Annotated in this window: 24 protein-coding genes; 21 read left to right on the forward strand and 3 right to left on the reverse strand. The window is 38.2% G+C overall.

The window, feature by feature from the left end; translation table 11 throughout:
- The first annotated feature begins 66 nt into the window (after positions 1-66).
- The 4 genes from AA0X71_RS02950 (at position 67) to AA0X71_RS02965 (ending at position 5,490) form a co-directional block, all read left to right on the forward strand.
- Complete coding sequence (locus AA0X71_RS02950; protein ID WP_413359027.1) at positions 67-1,755, forward strand: transglutaminase domain-containing protein; 1,689 nt, start codon at positions 67-69, stop codon at positions 1,753-1,755.
- A 439-nt stretch (positions 1,756-2,194) separates the two neighbouring features.
- On the forward strand, positions 2,195-3,388 hold the full coding sequence (locus AA0X71_RS02955; RefSeq protein ID WP_413359029.1) for a PDZ domain-containing protein: 1,194 nt from the start codon (positions 2,195-2,197) through the stop codon (positions 3,386-3,388).
- Between the two features lie 153 nt (positions 3,389-3,541).
- The gene (locus AA0X71_RS02960) at positions 3,542-4,219 is read left to right on the forward strand and encodes a FadR/GntR family transcriptional regulator (RefSeq protein WP_413359031.1); all 678 of its coding nucleotides are present in this window, start codon (positions 3,542-3,544) and stop codon (positions 4,217-4,219) included.
- 71 nt (positions 4,220-4,290) lie between these two features.
- The gene (locus tag AA0X71_RS02965) at positions 4,291-5,490 is read left to right on the forward strand and encodes a CynX/NimT family MFS transporter (protein WP_413359033.1); all 1,200 of its coding nucleotides are present in this window, start codon (positions 4,291-4,293) and stop codon (positions 5,488-5,490) included.
- 289 nt (positions 5,491-5,779) lie between these two features.
- Here AA0X71_RS02965 and AA0X71_RS02970 read toward each other — a convergent pair whose 3' ends face one another.
- Positions 5,780-6,517 (reverse strand): Fic/DOC family protein, encoded by a 738-nt coding sequence (locus AA0X71_RS02970; protein WP_413359035.1) that lies wholly within the window; start codon positions 6,515-6,517, stop codon positions 5,780-5,782.
- Positions 6,518-7,357: 840 nt separating this feature from the next.
- Between AA0X71_RS02970 and AA0X71_RS02975 the strand changes: the two genes are divergently transcribed.
- The 14 genes from AA0X71_RS02975 to AA0X71_RS03040 all read left to right on the forward strand — a co-directional run bounded on the left by AA0X71_RS02975 (position 7,358) and on the right by AA0X71_RS03040 (position 19,910).
- Positions 7,358-7,570 (forward strand): flavodoxin domain-containing protein, encoded by a 213-nt coding sequence (locus AA0X71_RS02975; RefSeq protein WP_413359037.1) that lies wholly within the window; start codon positions 7,358-7,360, stop codon positions 7,568-7,570.
- A 23-nt stretch (positions 7,571-7,593) separates the two neighbouring features.
- Positions 7,594-8,187, forward strand: a complete 594-nt coding sequence (locus AA0X71_RS02980; RefSeq protein ID WP_413359039.1) for a Crp/Fnr family transcriptional regulator — start codon at positions 7,594-7,596, stop codon at positions 8,185-8,187.
- 271 nt (positions 8,188-8,458) lie between these two features.
- Positions 8,459-10,072, forward strand: coding sequence for a nickel ABC transporter substrate-binding protein (gene nikA, locus AA0X71_RS02985; RefSeq protein WP_413359041.1), 1,614 nt, complete (start codon positions 8,459-8,461; stop codon positions 10,070-10,072).
- Positions 10,069-11,004: a nickel ABC transporter permease gene (gene nikB / locus AA0X71_RS02990; protein WP_413359043.1), complete on the forward strand. Its 936-nt coding sequence runs from the start codon at positions 10,069-10,071 to the stop codon at positions 11,002-11,004. The genes nikA and nikB overlap by 4 nt, the downstream gene beginning before the upstream one ends.
- Before the next feature lie 4 nt (positions 11,005-11,008).
- On the forward strand, positions 11,009-11,842 hold the full coding sequence (nikC, locus tag AA0X71_RS02995) for a nickel ABC transporter permease subunit NikC (RefSeq protein WP_413359045.1): 834 nt from the start codon (positions 11,009-11,011) through the stop codon (positions 11,840-11,842).
- Between the two features lie 12 nt (positions 11,843-11,854).
- Complete coding sequence (locus AA0X71_RS03000) at positions 11,855-12,664, forward strand: ABC transporter ATP-binding protein (RefSeq protein ID WP_413359047.1); 810 nt, start codon at positions 11,855-11,857, stop codon at positions 12,662-12,664.
- Entirely contained in the window at positions 12,661-13,443 is a 783-nt protein-coding gene (locus AA0X71_RS03005; RefSeq protein WP_413359049.1) for an ATP-binding cassette domain-containing protein, read from the forward strand. The genes AA0X71_RS03000 and AA0X71_RS03005 overlap by 4 nt, the downstream gene beginning before the upstream one ends.
- A gap of 21 nt (positions 13,444-13,464) precedes the next feature.
- Entirely contained in the window at positions 13,465-14,004 is a 540-nt protein-coding gene (locus AA0X71_RS03010) for a GNAT family N-acetyltransferase (RefSeq protein ID WP_413359051.1), read from the forward strand.
- Complete coding sequence (locus AA0X71_RS03015; RefSeq protein WP_413359053.1) at positions 13,995-14,984, forward strand: thiamine pyrophosphate-dependent dehydrogenase E1 component subunit alpha; 990 nt, start codon at positions 13,995-13,997, stop codon at positions 14,982-14,984. Before AA0X71_RS03010 ends, AA0X71_RS03015 begins: the two co-directional genes overlap by 10 nt.
- Positions 14,984-15,961, forward strand: a complete 978-nt coding sequence (locus tag AA0X71_RS03020; RefSeq protein WP_413359055.1) for an alpha-ketoacid dehydrogenase subunit beta — start codon at positions 14,984-14,986, stop codon at positions 15,959-15,961. Before AA0X71_RS03015 ends, AA0X71_RS03020 begins: the two co-directional genes overlap by 1 nt.
- 289 nt (positions 15,962-16,250) lie before the next feature.
- A complete protein-coding gene (gene larA / locus AA0X71_RS03025; RefSeq protein WP_413359057.1) occupies positions 16,251-17,519 on the forward strand; it encodes a nickel-dependent lactate racemase in 1,269 nt (422 codons plus the stop codon).
- Positions 17,520-17,596: 77 nt separating this feature from the next.
- On the forward strand, positions 17,597-18,409 hold the full coding sequence (gene larE, locus AA0X71_RS03030; RefSeq protein WP_413359059.1) for an ATP-dependent sacrificial sulfur transferase LarE: 813 nt from the start codon (positions 17,597-17,599) through the stop codon (positions 18,407-18,409).
- A gap of 12 nt (positions 18,410-18,421) precedes the next feature.
- The gene (larB, locus tag AA0X71_RS03035; RefSeq protein ID WP_413359060.1) at positions 18,422-19,207 is read left to right on the forward strand and encodes a nickel pincer cofactor biosynthesis protein LarB; all 786 of its coding nucleotides are present in this window, start codon (positions 18,422-18,424) and stop codon (positions 19,205-19,207) included.
- Positions 19,188-19,910, forward strand: coding sequence for a LarC family nickel insertion protein (locus AA0X71_RS03040; RefSeq protein ID WP_413359062.1), 723 nt, complete (start codon positions 19,188-19,190; stop codon positions 19,908-19,910). Before larB ends, AA0X71_RS03040 begins: the two co-directional genes overlap by 20 nt.
- An 8-nt stretch (positions 19,911-19,918) precedes the next feature.
- Here the strand turns inward: AA0X71_RS03040 and larC are convergent, their stop codons facing one another.
- Together larC and AA0X71_RS03050 are read right to left on the reverse strand one after the other, a co-directional pair.
- Positions 19,919-20,416, reverse strand: a complete 498-nt coding sequence (larC, locus tag AA0X71_RS03045; RefSeq protein ID WP_413359063.1) for a nickel insertion protein — start codon at positions 20,414-20,416, stop codon at positions 19,919-19,921.
- Between the two features lie 49 nt (positions 20,417-20,465).
- Positions 20,466-21,344, reverse strand: coding sequence for a LysR family transcriptional regulator (locus tag AA0X71_RS03050; protein WP_413359065.1), 879 nt, complete (start codon positions 21,342-21,344; stop codon positions 20,466-20,468).
- Positions 21,345-21,675: 331 nt separating this feature from the next.
- On the opposite strand from AA0X71_RS03050, the gene AA0X71_RS03055 reads away from it, so the two are divergent.
- The 3 genes from AA0X71_RS03055 to AA0X71_RS03065 all read left to right on the forward strand — a co-directional run bounded on the left by AA0X71_RS03055 (position 21,676) and on the right by AA0X71_RS03065 (position 24,742).
- The gene (locus AA0X71_RS03055) at positions 21,676-23,124 is read left to right on the forward strand and encodes an anion permease (RefSeq protein WP_413362451.1); all 1,449 of its coding nucleotides are present in this window, start codon (positions 21,676-21,678) and stop codon (positions 23,122-23,124) included.
- A 73-nt stretch (positions 23,125-23,197) separates the two neighbouring features.
- The gene (locus AA0X71_RS03060) at positions 23,198-24,061 is read left to right on the forward strand and encodes a fumarate hydratase (protein ID WP_413359067.1); all 864 of its coding nucleotides are present in this window, start codon (positions 23,198-23,200) and stop codon (positions 24,059-24,061) included.
- A gap of 114 nt (positions 24,062-24,175) precedes the next feature.
- The gene (locus AA0X71_RS03065; protein ID WP_413359069.1) at positions 24,176-24,742 is read left to right on the forward strand and encodes a Fe-S-containing hydro-lyase; all 567 of its coding nucleotides are present in this window, start codon (positions 24,176-24,178) and stop codon (positions 24,740-24,742) included.
- Positions 24,743-24,813 lie beyond the last annotated feature (71 nt).

Here is a 24,813-nt window from a genome sequence, read left to right on the forward strand (position 1 = left end):
AGAAACTATCCTCTATAAAATACGTAAAACTTATAAAATAACACAGCTTTGCTAAAGGAGGAAAATATGAATCGCAAATCGCTACGTTTTATCCTGATTTCTTTGATATCATTTGTATTCTTTATAACAGCCTGCAGTAATACGGAAAAAAGTGAAACGAAAGAAGAGGAAGAGCAAGATCAATATGAACAATTAGTAGAAGAAAAAAACGGGGAGCTGGAGCTTGTCCCACTTGAATTAACCTCGTATGCAGAGGAAATTGGGGCAACAATGACAAAGCCAGACTATGAAAAGTTTGCCGCAAATGGCAAGGTGTCGATTGAGGGCTCGATCGAGCAGTTTGATCAGTTGAAGTCAGATTATGCATGGATTAAAGTTCGTTCCAATGAAGAGGGAATAGCGGGATCAGAGCATGAGTACTACACGCCGATCGAGGAAGGATCCTTCAAACAAACGATACACTTTTTTAACGGAGAGGGCGAATATCGGGTAACGGTCCAGCTGCCAAGTAAAGATCAGGAGAATTATTACTATGATACGGCGAGTTTTGAAGTTATCAATGTGAACCCTGAGCAAAAACGTGATCTTACTTACACGCCATTCGGGTTTGAGGCAGGATTGGCTCTAGACTTAGATGCAAGCTATGTGAAAGGAAATGAGACATTCTCTCTTCAAGGAGAGGTAGGGGAATCAGTCCACGGCGGTACGATTATGCTAATCTTAAGGAAAGATACGGAACAATGGAAACATGTTCTTCCGATTCAAGAAGGTAAATTTGAATATGAGGTGCCACTTTTTTATGGAAAAGGTCTACATGAATTAGAGATATTGGTTCCAGATGAAGAACGAGAAGATTATTACCAGGTTGGTACGAAGCTATTAATCGATAATGAGTCAGAGCAAGTGATGAAGCCAATTGATTATTCCAATGTTTATATGGAACGTGGTGTCACCTTAGAATATCCGACATTTGGGGGAGAAGTATCGGATGGTGAGTATCATATTAAAGGTACGATTGATCCAGACGCTGAATTCGCTCAAGACACGACCCATATTTATGTGGCATTGAAAAAGGGGGAAGATGAAGCGTTAGATGTCATTCCAGTGGAAGATTTCACGTTTGACGATTCTTTTTATTTACGATTTGGACCTGGAACGTATGAAATCACCGTCAATGTCCCGGAAATTAAAGAGGAAAACAGTGACTATTTCCGTTTCTTCGGCTTTGCTCAGTTTGAGGTCGAATCAACAGCTGAGGATAAAAGAGATCTCCTACCTTCTCGAGGGGTTGAATCAGACGCGCTAGAAATGATTGAATTAGCTCAAGAAATTACGGCAGGGATTACCACTGAACGTGAGAAGGCAAAAGCGGTTTATGACTATGTCACGAAAAATGTGAGCTACGATGTTGGGAAACTAAGAAATAAAGAATTTGAGTGGGATGATAGCGCATTGAAAACACTTGAGCTGAAAACAGGCGTATGCCAAGACTATTCTTACTTAGCGATTGCTTTATTTCGCGCAGTTGATATGGAAGCAAGATTCATAGAGGGCACATCTCTTGGTGGTTTTTGGCCAGCGAACCACGCCTGGGTTGAAGTGATGGTTGATGGTGAGTGGCTGACCATGGATCCGACATGGGGTTCAGGCTATATTGAAAAGGATCAATTTGTCGCTGCCTATACAGATGAGTATTTTGACCCCGATATGACAGAGTTTGAGAAGACACATATTCGTAAAGGTGTGAAATATTAATAAAAGGGTAGGGGATGAAACGTTCCCTACCCTGAATATTGACATCTCAGACTGGCGCCACTTTACCGCAGATCCGCAATAAACTTGAAAACCCCCGCAATTATAGCCGATTCACCCGCAATAAATAATAAATCACCCGCAATCATTGGCAAAACCCCCGCAATAAACTCGGAAACACCCGCAATCCCGGCGGAAATCCCAGTCAAGGACAAAAAACATGCGTAATCCCCGTCTCCACTCCACTACAAAACGAAAAACCTCAGCAAAACATGATTAAAATCAAAAAAGACCTTCCTCTATGATAGAAAAACGGCCTGTCGTTGAAGATTTCAGGTGCCTAACCTAGCAAACATTTGGTAAAATAGAAGTTGAAACCATTTTACATAGAGTGATGAATTCATCATTTCAATAGATTTCGAAACAAAGGGAGGTGGCAGATGTGGGAATCGATTGGCTCATAGAATTTTTAAAAGGTACACTTAAACTTTTTCTTCATCCAATCTTTTATTATAGTTTCTTCTTAGCAGCAGTATTAGGTGTGTCACGCGTGAAAAGGGAAAGGAAAAATTTCAACGTGCGAGCTGAGAATGCCTATTTTGAGCTAAGACAGCTCCTACCATTAGGAATTATCATTGGTTTAGGGGTATCGATTGTGACAATTGGAGCGGGACTGACGATTCCGTTTGCTACTATTCTTTTCGTGGCACTCCTGACTTTGCTTTTAAGCTTTACCATGAATCCACGTTTATTATCACCGGTCTTTACCATTGGTTTTGCCTTCTTCTTAACGATTTTTGCTGGTGGAGAAAATTGGCAAGTTCCATTGTTTCAGGATGCATTTGCCCAATTAGAGGGAAAAATATTCCCATCAATCGCAGCACTATTAGCATTGCTCGTGATTGCTGAAGGCATCCTCATCCTCGTCAATGGAAAGAAAGGGACATCTCCAAAACTTACGACGAGTAAAAGAGGTCAGCGTGTCGGGATCCATGAAGTAAAACGTTTGTGGATCATTCCTGCCTTTTTACTTGTTCCGGGTTCAGCCTTGCAAGCACCATTTGAATGGTGGCCGGTGTTTTCCATCGGGGCTGGGAGTTACTCCTTACTGCTCGTTCCGTTTACGATTGGATTCCACCAACGAATTCAAGGAATATTGCCAAAAGAAGCAGTACAAGCTGTCGGGAAAAAAGTAATCGCATTGGGGTTTTTATTAGTTTTGATAGCGATCGGAAGCTACTGGATTCCAATTCTATCAATCGTTGCGGTTCCACTAGCGATTCTAGGTAGAGAAATCATCGCTTTAAGACAGCGAATGGCTGATGAGAATTTACCATTTTATTTTTCCAAACGAAACAATGGTCTAATGATTTTGGGCATTCTTCCCGAATCACCTGCTAGTAAAATGGCCCTTCAAGTCGGCGAACTCGTCATGAAAGTGAATGGAACGCAGATTCACGATGAGACAGGCTTTTATACTGCCCTACAGCGAAACAGAGCCCATTGTAAACTAGAGGTACTCGATGTAAACGGGCAAATACGCTTTGTTCAACGAGCACTCTATGAAGGCGACCATCATGAACTAGGTATTCTCTTTGTGCAAGAAGAGAAAAAATGGGGGACAGAGGTATCATAAATTACAATAAATACGAAAAAACATACTATAGATAGGGAACTAATAGTAGAATAAGTTAAGAACTTCATTATGGATTATGTTTTTGTTATATTTTTATAATCTTTCCTTTCACGTTATAATAGTACTAATGTAAAGGTGTAGGAGTGAAATGGTATGACAAATCATTCATCTTCATTTTCAAAAGTAACGGGAAGAAAATTAACAGATGAAATCATTGAGCAATTAAAGAATAAAATTTTCTCAGGTGCGTATAAGATTGGTGATCGTCTTCCACCTGAACCTCAGCTCATGGAAGAATTCTCGGTAGGTCGCTCAACCCTTCGTGAAGCAATAAAAGTGCTTGTTCATGCAGGAATTCTTGAAGTAAGGCAAGGAAGAGGCACACGTATTTTGTCTTTAGAATGGGAAAATGGAACTTCTTTTAATCAACAGCTTCAACAAGCTGATAAGAAAGATGTATATGAAGCACGTGCGATGTTAGATCAAGAAGTTGCAAAATTAGCTGCAAGAAGAAGAACAGATGAAGATTTATTGCATATAAAAACCTGTCTGGTTCAACGTTATAAAGCATTTCAGCACGGAAATTATGCGACATATGTCGATGCAGATATTGATTTTCATTTAGCCATTGCAAAAGCTAGTGGAAATCAGGTTCTATATAATTTATATCAATCCTTCATTCCCGTTTTACGTAAGATCTTGAGCAGCCTTATTTTACATGTAACTAATTATAACGATAACTCAGAGATTCATGAAGATTTATTTAAAGCCATTTTAACGCAAGATGAAGAAAAAGCCATTCAATGTGTGAACGAAAACCTGGAGCGATAACAGCTCCTTATTTACAAAACTAAACGTCTGATGATAAGATGTATTAAGATTTATAAAAAGGATGTTAAAAGTTGAAGAAACAAATACTATTTGTTATTTTAGCCCTATTTCTTGTTTCATTAAATTTAAGAATAAGCGTTGCTTCGATATCCCCTGTATTGGAGAACATTAGAAATGATTTAGAATTAAGTAATGGTATGGTCAGTTTGCTTACGTCAATTCCAGTCATTTGTATGGGCTTTTTTGCGTTTTTCTCAACAAGCATAAGTATCCGATTTGGATTAGAAAAAACGATTGCTGCATGTTTACTCTTGATTGGTCTAGCAACAGCATTTCGAGCTTTTACAAATTCAGTAATGACACTACTACTTACAGCTTTTTTAATTGGAATTGGGATAGCCATTGCTGGACCACTAGTTTCAGGATATATTAAGCAAAAATTTCCGAATAGAATTGGGATGATGATTGGTGTTTACTCTGTAGGAATGGGAATTGGTGCCTCATTAAGTGCTGGATTGATGATTCCGTTACAAAAACAATTAAACGATTCATGGCAGCTTGCTTTAGCAAGTTGGAGCATTTTTGCAGTAATTGGTTTCCTATTTTGGTATCCAATAATGAAGAAAAGTGGGTTTGTGAAAAGTTCAACAAAGACAGCGATTCAAATGCCATTAAAAAATAAAAAAGTATGGTTGTTTACCCTCATATTCGGCTTACAAGCTGGTATATTTTATTGTATTAGCACATGGTTAGCACCGATTGCACAATCAATGGACTTTAGTGGAGAGCAATCGGGTACACTCATTACTTTATTTACAATTATTCAAATGATCTTTAGTTTTTTGATTCCATCATTAGCTGATGTATATAAAAACGATAAGGCATGGTTAATGGGAAGTACATTATTTGTTTTAATAGGTTTATTTTGCATTGTCTTTGATATAGTGAATCCTTGGCTTGCAACGATTCTGATTGGTATTGGACTTGGCGGATTATTCCCTCTAGCATTGGCACTTCCATTAAACGCAGTTTCTTCGTCAAGTGAAGCAAGCTCTTGGACTTCAATGATGCAAGGGTTTGGTTATATGCTAGGTGGAGTCATTCCTGTTATCGCAGGATTAACTAGGGATTATATTTCGTACGAAAAACAAGTATTTGTATTAATGATTGTACTCTGTATGGTCCTATTTATTGCGTTAATAGGATGGAAAGAAAAGAAAGTAAATAATAAATGGATTATTGCCCAAGATTCGGAACAAGAAGTAAATTAGATAAAACGAAAGCATTCACTTTGAATTTTTCAAACATTTTTCTAAATATAGAAGACCAACATAATTTTAAAAACCATTCAATTTAATCGCTCTATGTTTAAATTGAATGGTTTTATTCGCTTCCGAATCAATGTTCGATAAATAATTTCAATTGATTTTTCAAGTGAGGTTTCTTTTGTTCCTCACTATGATGACTGTAATTTTCGTTAATCTTTGGAAAATGCAAAATGGATAGAAAAAAAATGGAGGAAAGACAAATACGAAAAAGCTTACTTTGATTCTTATGAAACTAATCAATAAATTGGATGGTTCCCTTAAAAAGTTGACGTAATGCTTCTAAATCAGTAACAGACTGAATCACAGCTTGCATATACTTCTCCCGATTTATTGTTTCGTATGCCCACTCTACGTTTCGGGTGAATGCATAGGCATACAAATACATTCGAACAGTTCTTCCATTTCCTTCTCGGAAGGGATGGAGCATATTGAGCTCCGATTTAAAATAAGCTAATCGCACTGCTGCTTGATCTAGTCCTTCCCAGGCAGGCTCTTCGTTTAGCTCTCGAAATAAATCCATTGCATAGGAATCTAAAAATTGGGCTTGGCAAAAACGAGTGTTGCCCTTCATTAATTGAACATCTCGAAATGTTCCTGCAAATGAATAGACATCTTGAAACAAATAATAATGCAAATCTTGAAATCCTTTCAACGTCATGGATATGGAATGAACACCTGCTTGTTCCAATTTCGTTGCCCGAAGCGAAAAGGCCAATACCTCGGCTATTTCTAGCTCTTTGAGAGAGGTGATTCCCAATAAATTATGCTTTAACAAATAATCGTCATTTTTTTCTTTTTTATATTTTCCATGCTGCAGTAAACCCATTATAAGAGGGGGAGTAATAGAAACGTTCGCATTCACCAGTTGCAGTACTTCTTTCTGCATGGCAGGAGTAAGACTTAGATTTTCCAAGTGAAGGTTGTGAAGAACTCGTTTAAATTCTTTCGATTCCAACTTTATTTCTTTCATGAATACCAACCTCTTTTCACCAACGGTGTGTCTATTTATTATACAATTTCTCATCGATGCTTTCTACAAAGGGAGGACTTATAAATAGATAAACTTCCATTCTTATGTTTAGACTAGAATTGCGTTCTTCCCTCTCCTATTTATATTTGCTAGTAGAAGTATTTTTATAATCTGAATCGGATGGAGGTATTTATTAAATACTGTTTTTGTGTTATTCTTTTCCATGGGTACTCCTTGTAATTAGGATTTGGACAGGACTTTGACCTTCCTCCTAATTGTAAGGATTTTTTTATTTTTTAAAAACCAATATATTCCAATAAAGTGTATATATGGGTTAAGTTTAAATGTTTTAACATGAATAAATTTTTTAATGCAACACTTGTGAGGAATTTACAAATTCCCTCGATTTGTGGAAAACGTTCGTATAAACAGTAGGAGTATCGGTATGAAAAAATAACAGGAAAAATTCCGCTTAATGAGCAAGCATCATGAAAAAGAGCCGAAATAACAGGAAAAATTCCTGCTATTCACCTCAAAAATGCCAAAATAAACGATTTTGCTCTCCATAAGCGGAAAATCTTCCGTTATTTCCCCTAATAGGGACTCCATTGAGGAGATAACAGGAAAAATTCCGCTTAAGGGTGAGAGATGTTTGGATCAAATTAGACAAACCGGAAGCTTCCTACATTTTGTAGGAGCTTTTTTCTTCTGGCTTAAATTGATGTTGATCAATTTAATCATTTTTGTGGCTTAAATTGATGAGGATCAATTTAATTAGGAATGGATTTGTCTATGATTATTTTGTAGTAGTAGTGAAGTCTTTAAATAGGAAGTGAGACTGTGAATACGCTCATTGTTTTTACCAGTATGACCGGAACTATAGAAAAGATGGCTCATGCTTTAGCGGAAGAAATTGAAAAGACTAATAATGAAGTAGTTGTAAAAGACGCTTTCGATTCTTTTGGTTGTGACGTTTTTATTCTTATTTGGGGATTTCTCAGAAGCGCACACATCAAGCATGTGTTTCAAGGGTTCCCATCTTTAGCGGGTTAGGTGAGGCTCACTTAAAGGAAATTATGAGAACAGCAAAAGCAGTTTCCTATAAAAATAAAGAAATCATTCATCATGCTGGGGATGTTTCAGACTCCCTTTACATTGTGAAGGAAGGGAAAATGAAGATTTATAGACTTTCAGAATCAGGGAAAGAGCAATTAATTCGAATCTTATACCCAGGTGATTTTACTGATGTTCATCCATTGTTTCATGATTCGTTCCATCATTCATTTGCAGAAGCAATGGAAGATACTGAAGTGTGTATTATCAAAAGAACAAGCTTGCAGGAACTGTTAATAAAATATCCCGTGATTTCATTCAAAATGTTAGCCGAGCTTTCGAATAGACTGGAGATGTCAGAAAGACAGACGATGAGGTGTACGACTGAGAAAGTAGAGACGAGGCTCGCCTTATTCTTAATCGAAAGTCTCGGTCAAGAAGGCAAAGTTCATGAATTTGATTTACCGATGAGTAAAAAGGATTTAGCTTCCTATCTAGGAACGACACCTGAAACGATAAGCCGTAAGTTAACAGAATTTGAAGAAGCAGGCTATATTGAACAGAAAGGTCATAAAAGAATAAAAATTTTAGATTTAGAGCGATTGTTGGTTGTTTAATTAATCATTTTTACAATAACAAAGTGCATAAAGAGGACAATTACAAAGTTGAAGTTATTGACTTTGTGAGAGTCTTCTTTTTTCATTTCTCTTAATCATATTGTCACTGATCCGTAACTTGTTCAATAAGTTTTTACATATTGAAGGGTGTGGCTTCCTATCTGAGTGATAAAATGAGTGTATTCATTATCCAATGAATTCCAACTTTAAAAAAACATCGCAAATCACAATCATTTTTTTAGAGAAGAGAACTAGAGGAGGAAGTCAATATATGAGAAAATGGCAGACTAATGGTTTTTTATTGTTATTAATTCTCTTCATTTTGACTGCGTGCAGTGAAAAGAATGTTATGGATGCTAAAGGGAACATGGAAGCGAATGATTCAATAAAAAGGTTGACGATCTCATGGAGTAAAGATATTGGTGAAATAAATCCACATATGTATGCCCCTAATGAAATCTTCGCACAAGACATGGTGTATGAATCATTGGTCCGATATGGAGAAAGTGGAATGATTGAACCTTGGTTAGCTGAAGATTGGGATATTTCAGAGGACGGAAAAGAGTATACCTTTTATTTACGGGAAGATGTGAGGTTTTCCGATGGTACTTATTTCACCGCGGAAAATGCGAAGAAAAACTTTGATGCAATCTTGGAAAATGCTGAAAGACATAGCTGGCTAGAGGTTATCAATCAAATAGATAGTACAAGTGTAATCGATGAGAGAACCTTTAAAATATCACTTAAAAATGCCTATTATCCGTTGTTACAGGATTTAACCTTGGTTCGGCCATTCCGTTTCTTAGGAGATAATGGCTTCCCTGAAAATGGGAAAACAGAGGAAGGAATCGTTAAACCGATTGGTACGGGGGCATGGGTGTTAAGTGAACATAAAAAAGATGAGTATGTTGTTTTTACACGAAATGAATACTATTGGGGAGAAAAGCCGAAAATTGATGAAATTGAAATAAAAATAATTCCCGATGGTGAAGCGAGAGTAATTGCTTTTGAAAATAAAGAAATTGACCTGATTTTGGGAAATGGGCTCATTAGTTTAGACTCCTTCAAATTCCTGCAAGAAACAGGAAATTATCAAACAAAAGTTTCTGCCCCTTTGTCTACTAGAACGATAGCCATTAATTCAAACAAAGGACCTTCACAGGAATTAGAGGTGAGGCAGGCCATTGAACATAGTGTTAATAAGCAAGCTATTATTGATCATTTGTTTTACGGAACGGAGTTAAAAGCAGATACACTATTCGCTTCAAATGTACCTTACAGTGATTTAGGCTTGAAACCTTTTGAATATGATCTAGACAAAGCAAATAGTCTTCTAGAACGTGCAGGGTGGACGAAGAGCAATGACTCCGAATTTAGACAAAAAGAAGGTAGCTTATTAGAGTTAGAGATTGTTTTTAATGCGACCGATCAAGTGCAAAAGGCGATTGCAGAAACGCTACAAGGGGACTTACTTAAAGTTGGAATTAAACTAAATCTTGTTGGTGAAGAAAACCAATCCTACTTACAGAGGCAAAAAGATGGGGACTTCAATCTCATTTTTAATAATACTTGGGGTGCACCTTATGAGCCCCACACATTATTTTCTTCGATGAGAAAGCCTGCTCATGCTGATTATCAAGCACAATTGGGGCTACCGATGAAGGAAGAAATAGATGCACTGATTGGTGAAGTATTAGTCACGACCGATGAAGAGAAAAGACAAGAAATTTACGGTTATATTATGGGTACATTGCATGAACAAGCGATTTATTTACCTATTTCATACTCAGCAGATATTGCAGTATTTCATGATTATATTCGTGGTGTGGAGTTTCCAAACATGAACTATACATTACCGTTGAATAAAATCTCTATTGAACAATGATAACGTATATTTTTAAACGTGTAGTCAGTCTAATTCCTATTTTACTGGGAACGACGATTATTACCTTTTTGTTGATTCATCTTGTTCCTGGTGATCCTGCTGAGGTTTATCTGCGACTTTCTCAAATTCCTCCAACGGATGAGGCGGTCGAAATGATACGTCAAGAATTAAGATTAAATCAGCCGTTATATGTCCAATATTATCAATGGTTGGTAAACGCTTTGCAGTTGAATTTCGGCAACTCGTTTACGACAGGGGAACCCATTTTTGAAGAAGCCATGTATTTCTTAATACCAACAATGCAGCTGACCCTGTCTGCGGTTATCTTAACATTGCTTGTTAGTGTGCCTGCAGGAATCTTTTCAGCGATATATAAGGATCGCTTATTTGATCGATTTAGTCGGTTGCTTTCGTATATTGGGGCATCGATGCCATCCTTTTGGTTAGGTTTCATATTGCTTTATATTTTTTCCTATAAACTTGGTTTGGTTCCTTCAGGTGGACGAGGTGGTTTTGTCCATTTGGTATTACCTACGATAACAATGTGCTTTATTTATACTTTTACGTTCCCCCGACTGTTACGCTCAGGGATGCTAGAGTATATGAAAAAGCCGTTTGTGATAAACGCTACCAGTAGAGGATTAAAAGAAGGAGTGATTATTGGAAAACATGTATTGAAAAATGCATTGCAACCATATATTACGGCGTTTGGTATGAGTATCGGGCATATGATAGCTGGAACGGTTATTGTTGAAAGCATTTTTTCATGGCCAGGTGTGGGACGATATTTTGTCACAGCGATCTTGAATCGAGATTATCCGGTGATTCAGTTTTGCGTGCTATTAATGACAGTGATCTTTGTCATTTTAAACTTAATCGTTGATATTATTCATGCCCATCTAGATCCTCGGATCCGGCTAAAAGGGGATTAGTAGGATGAAACAAATAAAAGGGAGACATCTAGTAAAAAATAGAGTACTAGTTTTTAGTGGTACGATCATTGTTTTGATGATTCTCATTGCCATTTTTGCACCATATTTAGCACCTCATGACCCCAATTTAACGAGAATCGATTTGAGATTACAAGGACCGTCGAAAGAGTATCTTCTCGGAACAGATCACCAAGGAAGATGCATTCTTTCGAGATTGATTTATGGCACACGCATTTCCCTAGGAAGTTCGATCCTTGTTGTGACCGTGACAATGTTCATTGGTGTTGTGATTGGCTTGTTTGCTGGTTATAAAGGTGGCCGTATTGATTCTCTGTTTATGAGAATTTGTGATATTCTCCTTGCCTTTCCTGGATTGGTGTTAATTTTAGCATTTGTAGGGATTATAGGACCTGGTTTATTTAACTTACTATTGGCGATGATTCTGATTCAATGGGTTTCATATGCGCGAATTATTAGGGGGATGGTCCTCACCCATAAAGAACAGAATTACATCATTGCAGCTAAAATGGCAGGTACATCTGAATTCAAAATCATTACCCGTCATTTATTACCCGGAATGATGTCAGAAATCATTGTCCTTGCTACCCTTGATATGGGATCAATTTTGTTATATATTGCAGGTTTTTCATTCCTAGGGCTTGGAATTCAACCCCCAACCGCAGAATGGGGAGCGATGCTAAACGATAGCAGACAATTTCTAAGGAGTCATCCTTCCTTAATGTTTTATCCAGGAATGATGATCTTTTTCACAGTTATGGCTTTTAACTTATTTGGTGATGCTTTGCGGGATAGGATGGATTCGAAATTAGAGTCGTAGGAGGGTTGATACATGTCAAAGGAGCCGATTTTATCTGTTCATGATTTAACTATTTTTCTAGAAAGACAGGCATGTATGCCCGTTAACGAAATTGTGAAAAAGGTTAGTTTTAACGTATTCCCTGGTAAGGTTTTAGGGGTGTTAGGAAGTAGTGGAACGGGAAAAACGATGACTTGCCATGCGATCATGAACCTTTTAAAGAAACCGATATTTGCGACAGGGAGTATTCAATATAAGGGCACCGAAATATTAAATCTGCCGGATAAAGAAATGAGGAAAATTCGTGGTTCTGAAATGGCGCTGGTGATGCAAAATCCACATTCGTCATTGAACCCGGTCATCACAATTGGCAGTCATATGGTTGAAACATTAAGAGCGCATCAGAGCATTTCACGTAAAGAGGCGAAAAAATTATCTCTACACTATCTTGAAAAAGTGGGCTTTGAACATGCTGATGACATATTTAAACAATACCCTTTTCAATTGAGTGGTGGAATGTTGCAACGGGTACTCATCGCCATTGCGCTCATGTTACAACCCTCCATCATGATTACGGACGAACCGACTTCAGCTCTCGATAAGGTTACTCAAACCCATATTCTCAATTTGCTTGAAAAATTCAAGCATGAGTATGACATGAGTATTTTACTTGTTTCTCATGATTTCGATGTGATCTCAAGATTAGCTGATGAAGTAATCGTCGTGCATGATGGAATGGTCGTTGAAAAAGGACCATTGTTAAAAGTTCTTAATCAACCGCAACACGCCTTTACAAGGTCATTGATTGAGGCAAGCAGTCGCTTGAAAAGAGGGGTAAAATGAGTTTATTAATCGTGAGTAATGTTTCAAAATCATATAAATTAGAGCGTTCATTGTTTAAAAAGTCTAAACATATTAAAGCTCTTCATAATGTATCACTAACTCTAGAACATGGAACTTGTATCGGAATTGTTGGGCGAAGTGGCTCTGGTAAAAGTACTTTGGCAAAAGTAATTATGGGGCTCGAGAAAGCGGATCAAGGTCATATTATTTTCAAGGGTGTACCGATTACCCAATTAGATGAGAAATCATTAAGAAAAATGAGACGACATTTTCAAATGGTCTTTCAGGATCCATTTGCTTCATTAAATCCGAGAATGACAGTTGGAAAAAGTATTGCTGAACCGCTAGAAAATTATGATCAATTATCCTCGATTGAAATAAGGGAGGAAGTAAATACGTTATTAGAAGCGGTCGGATTAATGGCAACAGATGCAGATAAATATCCGAGCCAATTTAGTGGTGGGCAATTACAAAGAATCAATATTGCTAGAGCGATATCGCTTAAACCTGATCTACTTGTCCTCGATGAAGTAGTGAGTAGTTTGGACACCGTTGCTCAGGTGCAAGTGTTAGATCTCTTAATAAAACTACAAAAACAATATAAACTCTCTTATGTGTTTATTTCACATGATTTGCAGGCTATTACATATATTTCAGATCGCTTTATCGTGATGGATGAAGGGAAAATCGTTGAGGAAGTACTCGATGTTCAAAATATAGAAAAATTGGAACACTCTCTTTCAAAAAATCAATTATCATCCGTATCGTTAGCCCATTAATTCTAAAGGATGGTGTTTATGATGGAAACTAAAGCAAAGATTGCTATCAGAGAAGTAAAAAAAGAAGAAATTCCTCAAGTGATTAATTTTGTGCAGCGGGTCTTTCAGGAAGTATTTCCATTTCCCCTTAGTGATACTTCTAAAAACCAACTGTTAAAAATGGAAGAAATATATGTGAATCAAGATCATGCCTATTTTGCAGCAGCATTTGCTGAAGATGAGCAAATACTCGGAACGATTGCTGTACACCCTTACGACGATCGGATTTCCGTAATGAAAAGTCGTTACGATTTACAAAGTACGTGTGAAATAACGAAATGCTATATTGATAGGAACCATCGCCGCTTGGGAATTGGCACCATGCTATGGGATCATGCCTACCAATTTTGTCAACAAAAGGGCAACTATCAAACTCTTTATTTACATACTCATAAATTCCTACCTGGTGGTTTTCCCTTTTGGCTTTCCAAAGGCTTTTCTGTGGTGATCGATGAGAAAGATGCTCTAGAAACGATCCATATGGAAAAAAAGGTTGAAAGGGGTTGTGAAAGGTGTATGTGAAGAAAGCAGAGAAATTAAAAATGCTTCAGGATATGCTGTTGATACGCTTTTTTGAAGAGGAGGCAAAAGTTCTCCTTGAGGCTGGGGAAATTTCAGGAGAATTACACCAATATATTGGACAAGAAGCGGTTGCAGTAGGGGTTTGCTGTGCCCTTGAAAAAGGAGATGTCATCACAAGCACCCATCGTGGGCATGGGCATATCCTTGCAAAGGGTGCGGATATTAATAGGGTCATGGCAGAGTTAGGAGGAAAAGTTACAGGGTACTGTAAGGGCAAAGGTGGCTCAATGCATATAACAGATTGGGAAATGGGTATTTTGGGAGTAGATGGTAGAGGGGGTCAAGGTGTTCCTATTGCTCTTGGAGCGGCATTTGCTTACCACTATAAACGAAATGATCATGTGGCGGTAGCCTTTTTTGGAGAAGGGGCATCAAATGAAGGGGTGATCCATGAAGCGATGAATATGGCATCGATTTGGAAGCTTCCAATCATTTTCGTCTGTGAAAATAACCAATATGCAGGGCGTACAAAGGTAACTGAAAGTACGAGCATAGAAGATATTGCTGACCGTGCAAAAGCGTATAGCATGGAAGGAATTGTTGTAGATGGTATGGATGTTCTGACCGTATATGAAGCAACGAAGAAAGCGGCGAAGTATACAAGAAGTAGGAGAGGACCAGTCCTGATTGAATGTAAGACATATCGATATTGCGGTCATTTTTCTGGGGAAGACGCTTTGTCATTGGATCCTTATCGAAGTAGTGCAGAGATCGATTTCTATCGAAAATTAGATCCAATTGAACAATTAAAATATGTCCTAATGGAAGAGAAGGTTCCTCGAGAAGTGTTCGTTATGATAGAGAACAGGGCGAAACAAATGGTACATGAGAGTGTTGTTTTTATGAGGAAATCAGCTTATCCAACTCCTGAACAAGCTTATGAGGATACTTACTGTATGCCGATGAAAGGATGGTCATAATGTCTAGAATAAGTTATAAGGATGCGGTAATGGTAGCTATACGTGAAGAAATGGAAAGGGATTCGACGATATGTTTAATCGGCATAGATGCTCCATCTTCATTGGCAGGTCTTGATGAAGGGTTTAAAAAGGAGGTTGGAAAAGATCGTATTATACATACCCCTCTTTCAGAGCAAGGTTTTACAGGGATGGCAATAGGAGCGGCAATGGCAGGATTACGACCCATTGTTGAGTATAATGGAAACACCTTGCAATATGCTGCGATGGAGCAACTTGTAAGCCAAGCAGGAAAAGGGAGATACAGATCAGGGGGGCAAATAAATATCCCGCTCGTTGTTCGGGTAGTAAGAACAAAGGATAGCATGGGTGTGCACGAAAATGATAACGCTTACGCGAATTTGCTTCAAATGGGCTTGAAGGTGATTGTTCCGGCAACACCTGCTGACGCAAAAGGACTGGTAAAACAAGCAATTCGTGATCAAGATCCGGTCATTATCTATGAACCAGCCCTTTGTTATGACATGATTGATAACGTTCCAGATGAAGAATACACGATTCCCTTAGGTCTTGCTGAAATTAAACATGAAGGTTCGGACTTGACGGTAGTGGCTGTCGGTCATTTAGTAAATACTGTATTTGAGATTGCTAAAGATCTAGAATCAAAAGAAATTTCAATTGAAGTGATTGATCCAAGGACTTTATTTCCTCTAGATGTAAAGGCTATATTACAATCTGTTCAAAAAACGGGTAAACTTGTCATCGTTGATGATGGATCACGCTTTTGCGGCTTTGCATCAGAAGTAGCAGCGATTATTTCTGAGACAGGTTTTTCATACTTGAAGGCTCCGATAAAGAGAATTACTCGAGCTCAGATTCCAGTTCCATATTCTCGACAGCTGGTAAAAGAAGTAATTCCTCAAAGAGAAGAAATCATTAAAGCCATTTCAAGTTTGGTTAATATATCAGATAAACTGTAAGGTAAATATATGTCTTTCAAAAAAGTGAATGGAAAATCTAATAAGCTAGCCCCAACCACAAAGCGTATGGTAAGGAGGATAGCTTATTTGCGATTCAAAAAATTTAACCTTTCCCCTTATAGAAATGCGTCCTTATGAAATATATTCATGTATATATTAAAAGAAACTATTTCTAATCTTCGAGAAGATAGAGGAAAATAGAAGTATAAATGTGAATAAGTTCACATAAAGGAGGGTAACCGGTTATTCTGTAAGAAAATGCTAATATTCTTTAATTGGAGGTAGTACTATGGCTGAAATAAAAGTTCCTTATGGTAAAGGTTATATGAAAGCAACCATTCCTTTTGAGTACGAAAATGTTTCGATCTCAGAAGATGTATTAAATCATACGAGTGAGGAAGAGGTATTAAGGGCAATTGAGAATCCGATCGGCACTTCTTTAGAGAAATTTCAAGGTGCTGAAAAAGTGGTTATTGTAACAAGTGATGCAACTCGTCCTGTTCCTAATCATGTCATTATTCCAATTCTAGCAAAAAAACTAGAAGAGTATGGTATTTCAAAAGAGCAAATTACGATTTTAATCGGCACCGGATTACATCGTGTTTCTCCTCCTGAGGAATTCGTTGAAATCTTAGGAGAAGAAGTAGCAAGAGATTTCAAGGTTATTTCACATGATTTTCGTGATGAGGACAATCTTGTCAACATCGGAGTAACGACTCGAGGAACGCCTGTTGTATTAAATCGGCATTATGTGGAGGCTGATGCAAGAATCGCTCTCGGTGTCCTCGATCCACATCAGTTTGCAGGGTTTGCCGGGGGAGCAAAAGCAGTGGCGATTGGAGTTGGGGGAAGTCCTCTCGTCTCCAATAATCACTCCATGTTAACACATCCTAAGGCAGCGCTGGCTAATTTGGAGGGCAATCCAGTTCGCGAGGATATCGACGAAATTGGCGGAATCGCTCGCGTTGATTTTATTGTGAATGTCGTTCTGAATAGCCGTAAAGAAGTCGTTAAAGCGGTAGCTGGCCATTATTTTGAAGCACATCGAGCAGGAGTTAAAGAGGCACAAAAAATTCTTCAAGCAGAAGTAAAGGAACCGGCAGATCTCGTAATTGCCGCATCAGGTGGATTTCCGAAAGACTTGAATTTATATCAGGCACAAAAAGGACTTCTCCATGCAGCGGTTGCTGTAAAGCAAGGAGGAACAATTATTCTTGTAGCCGAATGCAGGGAGGGAATTGGTTCTGAGAAATTTAAGGAAACGATGGCCTTGGGCGATACAGTTGATAAAGTATTAGAAGAATTTGCGAAGATGGAATTCTTTGTTGGGGGACATAAAGCATTTTTGTGGGGGCGCTCTCTTCAAAAAGCACGAGTTATCATTGTCTCAGAAGGAATAGATGAAGATGCTGCGCGTTTAATGAAAGTGGAAAAAGCGACAAGTATCGAGCAGGCGGTTGAAATGTGTAAGGATTCATTGCCTGAAAATCCAATTGTTGCTTGTATTCCGAAAGCACCGTCAACTGTACCTATCGTTAGAGAATTAGCACTACATTAATAGGATATCTGTATTCGGGAGGAATGGGTTACTTAGTGCCTCCCGAATCTTTTTAAGACATAATAGGGGTGACTAACGTGGAGACTCTTCAAATTAAGCAAAAAAATGAGAGACTAGAAGAAATATTGCTAGAAATGGGCAAGGTGCTTGTTGCATTCTCAGGTGGGGTGGACAGCACATTTTTATTGGCAAAAGCGAAAGAGGTACTTGGAAAAGGAAATGTTCTAGCGGTAACTGCACGCTCAGAAACGTTCCCAGAACGAGAAATGAATGAAGCGCTTAAACTGATCGATTATTTGGGGGTCTCACATACAACGATTACAATCAAGGAACTGGAGAACAAGAATTTTGCTTCTAACACTCATTTACGTTGCTACCACTGTAAAACAGGGTTATTTACAAGAGTCCAGGCATTAGCTGAGGAACTAGAATATCCTCATATTTTGGATGGAACGAACGCTAGTGATGTTAATGATTTTCGGCCAGGTATGAAAGCACTTTCGGAAATCGGGGTGAAGAGTCCACTTAAAGAGGCTGGACTTACAAAGGACGATATTCGGATTCTTTCCAAGGAAATGAATTTACAAACTTGGGATAAGCCTTCCTTTGCTTGTCTATCTTCGCGTATTCCATATGGAACTGAAATTACACAAGAAAAAATTGAACAGCTCGATGTTTGTGAAAACTTTTTATATTCATTGGGAATAAAACAACTTCGTGTCCGTCATCATGAAAAAATTGCCAGGATTGAAGTAGATGAGAAAGATTTCTTGCTTGTTGTTGAGCATCATCAAGAGATTCAACAAAAGTTCAAGGAACAAGGATTTTTGTACGTAACCTTAGATTTAACAGGCTATCGAAGTGGCAGTATGAATATTGAAGTTTCCTAAGGAGTGGCTCATATGGATAACAGCAAGCTTGAAAGGATTCTGCAAAGTGTAAAAAAAGGAGAAACGTCGATTGAAGATGCTAGGTCAATGCTCACTCAATTTGAAGACTTAGGATTTGCCAAAATTGACTATAATCGTCCTTTAAGAACGGGTTTTCCAGAAGTGATCTATGGCGAAGGGAAAACTTCGGAACAAATTATTTCGATCTTTCAAACACTTATTAAAAAGAATCGCCGGGTATTGGCAACAAGAATAAGCAAGGAAAAAGCTAAGGAAATTTTAACTCATGTCCCTGATGCTGCTTACTTTGAGGATGCGAGAGCGGTCATTTGGATTGGCATCAATGAACCGGTAACACTGTTTGATGGGTATGTAGCTGTTCTATGTGGAGGTACTTCCGATATTCCTGTTGCAGAGGAAGCGGCTGTAACAGCAGAGGCTATGGGGTGTGAAGTGCAGCGAATCTATGATGTTGGTGTAGCGGGTATTCATCGACTTTTTCATCATCTCGATACGATTAGAGGAGCTTCAGCGATTATTGCAGTGGCTGGAATGGAGGGGGCATTACCAAGTGTTGTATCTGGTTTAGTAGCAAAGCCGGTATTTGCTGTTCCGACGAGTATTGGCTATGGAGCCAATTTTAATGGGATTTCAGCATTATTATCAATGCTTAATGCGTGTGCCCCTGGAATCAGCGTTGTGAACATTGATAATGGATTTGGTGCTGGATATAATGCGGCACTTGTTTTATCAATGGCTTTAAAGAAGGAGGAAGTTCATGAATATACTACACTTTGATTGTTTTTCAGGGATTAGTGGCGATATGACGATTGGAGCTCTATTAGATGCCGGCGGTGATTGGGATTATTTACTTCAGGAATTACAAAAGCTACCCATCACTGCTGAATATGTATTGGAACACCAGAAAACTGTGAAAAACGGCTTAAGTGGGACGAAGTTTTATGTACACTATGAAGAAGCGAAGAGCCATCGACATTATTCAGATATCGAGAAGATGATTCAAGAATCGGAGTTAACTTCTCAAGCAAAAGAGATGTCGTTAACTATTTTTCGGAAAATTGCTGAAGCAGAAGCGAAAATTCACCATGTCCCGTTGGAGAAGGTTCATTTTCATGAAGTAGGGGCGATTGATTCTATAATTGATATTGTGGGGACAGCTATTTTATTAGAAAATCTTGGTGTTGAACAAGTTACCTCTTCTCCTGTTCCACTTGGTTCAGGCAAAATGGTGATGGGACATGGTTTATATCCGGTGCCAGCACCAGCAGCATTAGAAATCCTAAAGGATATACCTGTAGAAAAAACAGATATAGTTGGAGAGTTAACAACACCGACGGGAGCAGCGATTATTAAGACTTTAGCGGCTTCCTATGGGCCAATCCCGTCCATGATTGTAGAGAAGGTGGGGTACGGTGCAGGTGAAAAGAGTTTCTCAGACCGTCCTAATATGCTACGAGTTATTATTGGAAATGAAAAATAACAAATGAATCACTTTCCTTCAGGGACCTGATATTTTAGTTGAAATTGCTCTATCGCAGTTTGATAAATGGTCCCTAATGGAAGATTAAACTGTTGCGCAATATTCTTACAGTCTTCATACTCCGGTGATAATTGGACAATCTCCCCTAAGTGTTTGCCAATCTTAATGTTTACATCTCCCCATGGTGTGTTTACCTTTTCAAATTTCCTTTCGATGCGATGACAGGTTACGGGATAATGGCGAATCCCAAAACTCGTTGTTTCTGTAAAAATGATCTGTGATAACTTTGATAGCTTTGACTGATGTGCAAGAACTGAAAGCTTGTAGGCCGGCCGATTTTTTTTCATGATGATAGGCGTGAAGTATACATCATTTGCTCCATTGGAAAGAAGCTTTTCCATCGTATAACCCATCCATTCCCCTTGGCAATCATCTATATTTGCTTCGATCATCAACATCTCATCGTCATCATGTTCAGCTGTGATGTTTCTAGTATCATTTTTCATCATCATTCACCTCATATGTTGTTCTTCTCTTTTCATGTAAAGGTTTGTTTTATTTTTTAAATTGAAGGGAGATATAGTCAATAACCTGTTGGCATTCTGGTGAAAGAACGTGATCTTTTTTCCAACATAAAAGAACATCTAGAAAAACAGGGTCTTCTAATGAGAGGGGAACAATATTCTGGTTATCTTTAATGGCCATATTTGAAAGAATCGTAATTCCCAACCCTGTTTCAACTAGTGATTTCACCGTCACCACTTCACTAGAAATAAATGAGATATCAGGGGTGAAACCCTGTTTCCTACATTCTGAAATGACTAGATGATTATGCAAATAGGATTCTGATAATAGAATGAACCTTTCCCATTGCAAATCCTCTAGTGAAATCTTCTTTAAATGGGCATAAGGATGATCTTTTGAGACACATACTTTCAACTCATCACGCTTCAAGGCAATATAATTTAAATCGGGAGGCTCTGACTCACACTTATGATAAATAAAACCTATATCTACTTGTCCTTTTTTAATTAATGTTCGCATATCATTCGTACCATTTTCTTGTATTTCAAATTGTAGAGATTGAAATTGAGTTAACATTTTTTCATAAATGGGTGGAAAAAAAGTTGCGCCAATAATGGGAGGAAGCCCTAAGCGAATTTTTTTATTATGGAAATTTTGAACTGCTTCCACTGATTCGTCTATATAATCTAAGATCCCCTCTACTTTTATTAAGAAGATTTCACCTTGATGAGTAAGCGTGATTTGCTTACTGCTTTTATTTCGGTCAAAAAGCTGAACTCCAATTTCTTCTTCTAATCGATGAACTGCTTTCGTAATCGTTGGCTGGGATATATGAAGTACTTGACCTGCTTTCGTAAAACTTCCAGTGTCGCAAACGGCTTTAAAGTATTTTAAGTCTCTTAATTCCACATTTACAACTCCTTTCGTAGAAGTATCCACTTTCATCTATTAATGATGTTATTCCTAAAATTCATATGATTTGGTGTAAATGTCCTGTTATGACGTAAAAAGAGCTAATTAGCCATGCTTACTATTTATATTTTAGTTGAATAGAAACGCTATAACGAGAATGAAAATAGCAGTTATGTGACTGATTTATATACAAAATGTGAATATATGATTCTAGCCTATAAATCAATAAGAAATAGCTATTTAACAAATAAAAAAAAGTATGTGAAAATATGAGCGTAATCAAAAATACCTAAAGAGGTGAAAAAACATGGCAGTCCCAGCAAGCAAAATGAAGACTGTTATACCAACGCAACAAAAGAAAGACAATAAGGGGGGATTAAACCTCAAGAACCTTATTATTACCATTGCGGTAGGTTTGGTCATTTGGTTTATTCCTACACCAGAAGGGCTCGATCCAAAGGCTTGGCATTTACTCGCTATTTTTGCAGCAACAATCGTCGGTTTCATTATTAAACCACTTCCGATGGGACCACTTTCAATTGCTGCCATTACGGTAACGATCATTACCGGAGTCTTGGATGATAAAACAGCATTATCTGGTTTTTCTAACACAACCATTTGGTTAATCGTTGTAGCGTTCTTTATTTCAAGAGGTTTTATTAAAACAGGTTTAGGTTCAAGGGTTGCATACATGTTCGTAAAAGCATTTGGTAAAAAGACTCTCGGACTCTCCTATGCGTTGTTATTCAGTGACTTGGTTCTTTCGCCAGCAACACCAAGTAACACCGCACGTGGAGGCGGAATCATTTATCCAATCGGAAGAAGCTTATCTGAAACATTTGGTTCTAAGCCAGGTGACGGAACAGAAGGAAAAATCGGTACTTTCTTAACATTAACAACATTTCATGGAAACAATATTACCTCAGCCATGTTCATGACAGCAATGGCAGCTAACCCACTAGCTGTTTCACTCGCAAAAGATTTAGGTGTTAACATCACATGGGGTGGTTGGGCTATAGCAGCTTTAGTTCCAGGTATTATTAGTTTAATTCTTATTCCATTAGTCATTTACTGGTTGAGTCCACCAGAAATAAAGAGCACCCCAGATGCATCTTCATGGGCATCTAACAAACTTAAAGAAATGGGCTCGATGGCAAAGGGAGAAAAGCTAATGCTATTCGCTTTTGCGGTTGTATTACTCCTTTGGATCTTTGGCGATAGCCTTTTAGGTTGGGGAGCAACAGTAGTTGGTCTTATCGGTTTAACACTTCTATTATTTACTCAAGTATTAAATTGGGAAGATGTTAAAAATGAAAGAGGTGCTTGGGATACTCTAGTATGGTTCGCAGCACTTGTTATGATGGCATCACAGTTAAATGAACTAGGCTTAATTCCTTGGTTCAGCGACAAAATGGGTGGTGCTGTAAGTGGTACAAGTTGGATAGTAGCATTCTTAATTCTAGGTCTTGTGTATTACTATAGTCACTATATCTTTGCCAGCAATACTGCACACGTTAGTGCCATGTATACAGCTTTCCTAGGTGTAATGATTGTAGCAGGTGCACCACCAATGCTTTCAGCGTTATTGCTTGCTTTCTTTAGTAACTTATTTGCGGGTCTTACACACTATGGTAATGGACCAGCTGCCGTTCTATATGGTGCAGGATATGTGAACCAGAATAAATGGTGGAGCGTAGGTTTTGTCATTTCATTAGTACACATTGTTGTATGGCTCGGTATCGGTGCAGCATGGTGGAAACTTCTCGGTCTTTGGTAAAAACGTGTAAAACATTGTGAAAAAAGTTCAATTTTTTTAATAGAATTCCAATAAATATATGGAGGCGTTCTGAATGACAACTGTAGTAAAACTGAAAGAAATTCAAAAAGAAACGATTGTAGACGCAGTAAGAGAAATGTGTATAAATGCTGCATGCGATCTTCCTGAAGATGTAGAGACTGCACTAAGAAAAGCAGTTGAAGTGGAAGAATCTGAATTTGGTAAATATAGTCTTGAAAAAATCGTAAAAAACGTCGAGATTTCTCGTGAAACGAACTCACCTATGTGTCAGGATACGGGAATGACCGTTGTTCTAGTTGAACTTGGTCAGGATGTTCACATCGTAGGTGGAACATTGGAAGAAGCCATTAATGAGGGTGTAGGTCAAGGCTATACAGATGGCTATTTACGAAAGTCTGTTGTAAAGGATCCTGTCTTCCATCGTGATAACACAGGCAATAATACACCCGCTGTTATTCATACATCTTTAGTGCCTGGTGATCAGTTGAAAATTCAAATCCTTCCTAAAGGTGCAGGTAGTGAAAACATGGGAACGTTGAAAATGTTAAAACCTGCAGAAGGCCTTGAAGGGGTCAAACAATTTGTGATTGATTCATTAACAAAAGCAGGCGGAAATCCTTGTCCTCCAGTCATCGTGGGAGTAGGAATTGGTGGAACGATGGATATGTGTACGCTATTAGCAAAAAAAGCTCTTGCGCGAAAAGTTGAGGAACCAAATCCAAACTCTGAATATGCAGAATTAGAACAAGAGTTACTTGAAAAAATTAATAAATTGGGGATTGGGCCTCAAGGCTTTGGTGGTAAAGTTACGGCTCTAGCTGTCCATATTGAAACTTTCCCAACTCATATTGCCACTCTACCTGTAGCGGTTACACTCAACTGTCATGCAGCTAGACATAAAGAAGTTATTTTGTAATATTTCGCTTGTTGCGAAAGACGATTTTTACATTGAATGAATGAAGTCGTTACTTCAAATGTTATCAGGACTCCTATAATGATGGAATTAATAATTATGAGAAGGTGATGAAGGATGGCAACAGCAACGCTTAAGAAGTTAACAACTCCTCTAACTAGGGAGGCAGTGAAGGATTTTAAAGCAGGAGATATGGTTTCCATTACTGGCACGATTTACACAGCTCGTGATGCGGCACACAAACTAATTGTTGAAGCACTTGCTCGCGGTGAAGAGCTTCCGATGGAATTAAAGGATCAAATTGTTTATTATGCTGGTCCGACACCTGCGAAGCCAGGAAGAGTCATTGGTTCATGTGGACCTACTACAAGTGGAAGAATGGATGCCTATTCACCAAAACTTATTGAACAAGGCTTGACTGGGATGATTGGAAAAGGGCCACGTAGCCCAGAGGTTGTTGAAGCAATGAAGGAACGTGGAGCTGTTTATTTCGCAGCTATTGGCGGAGCAGCAGCCTTAATTGCAGATAGTGTAAAATCTGCTGAGGTTATTGCTTTTCCAGAGCTTGGCCCAGAAGCAATTCGTCGCTTAGAAGTGGTTGACTATCCATGTATTGTAGCGATCGATAGTGAAGGAAACAACTTATATCAATTAGGCGTAGAGCAATATAGAATAGAAGATTAATTTCAGTAGTAGGGGGAGCGATTATCGCTTCTCCTACTAAATAGTAATGTAAAACAATCAAACTTATTAAA

The organism is Robertmurraya phoenicis (genome assembly GCF_047302285.1).
Lineage (GTDB): Bacteria > Bacillota > Bacilli > Bacillales > Cytobacillaceae > Robertmurraya.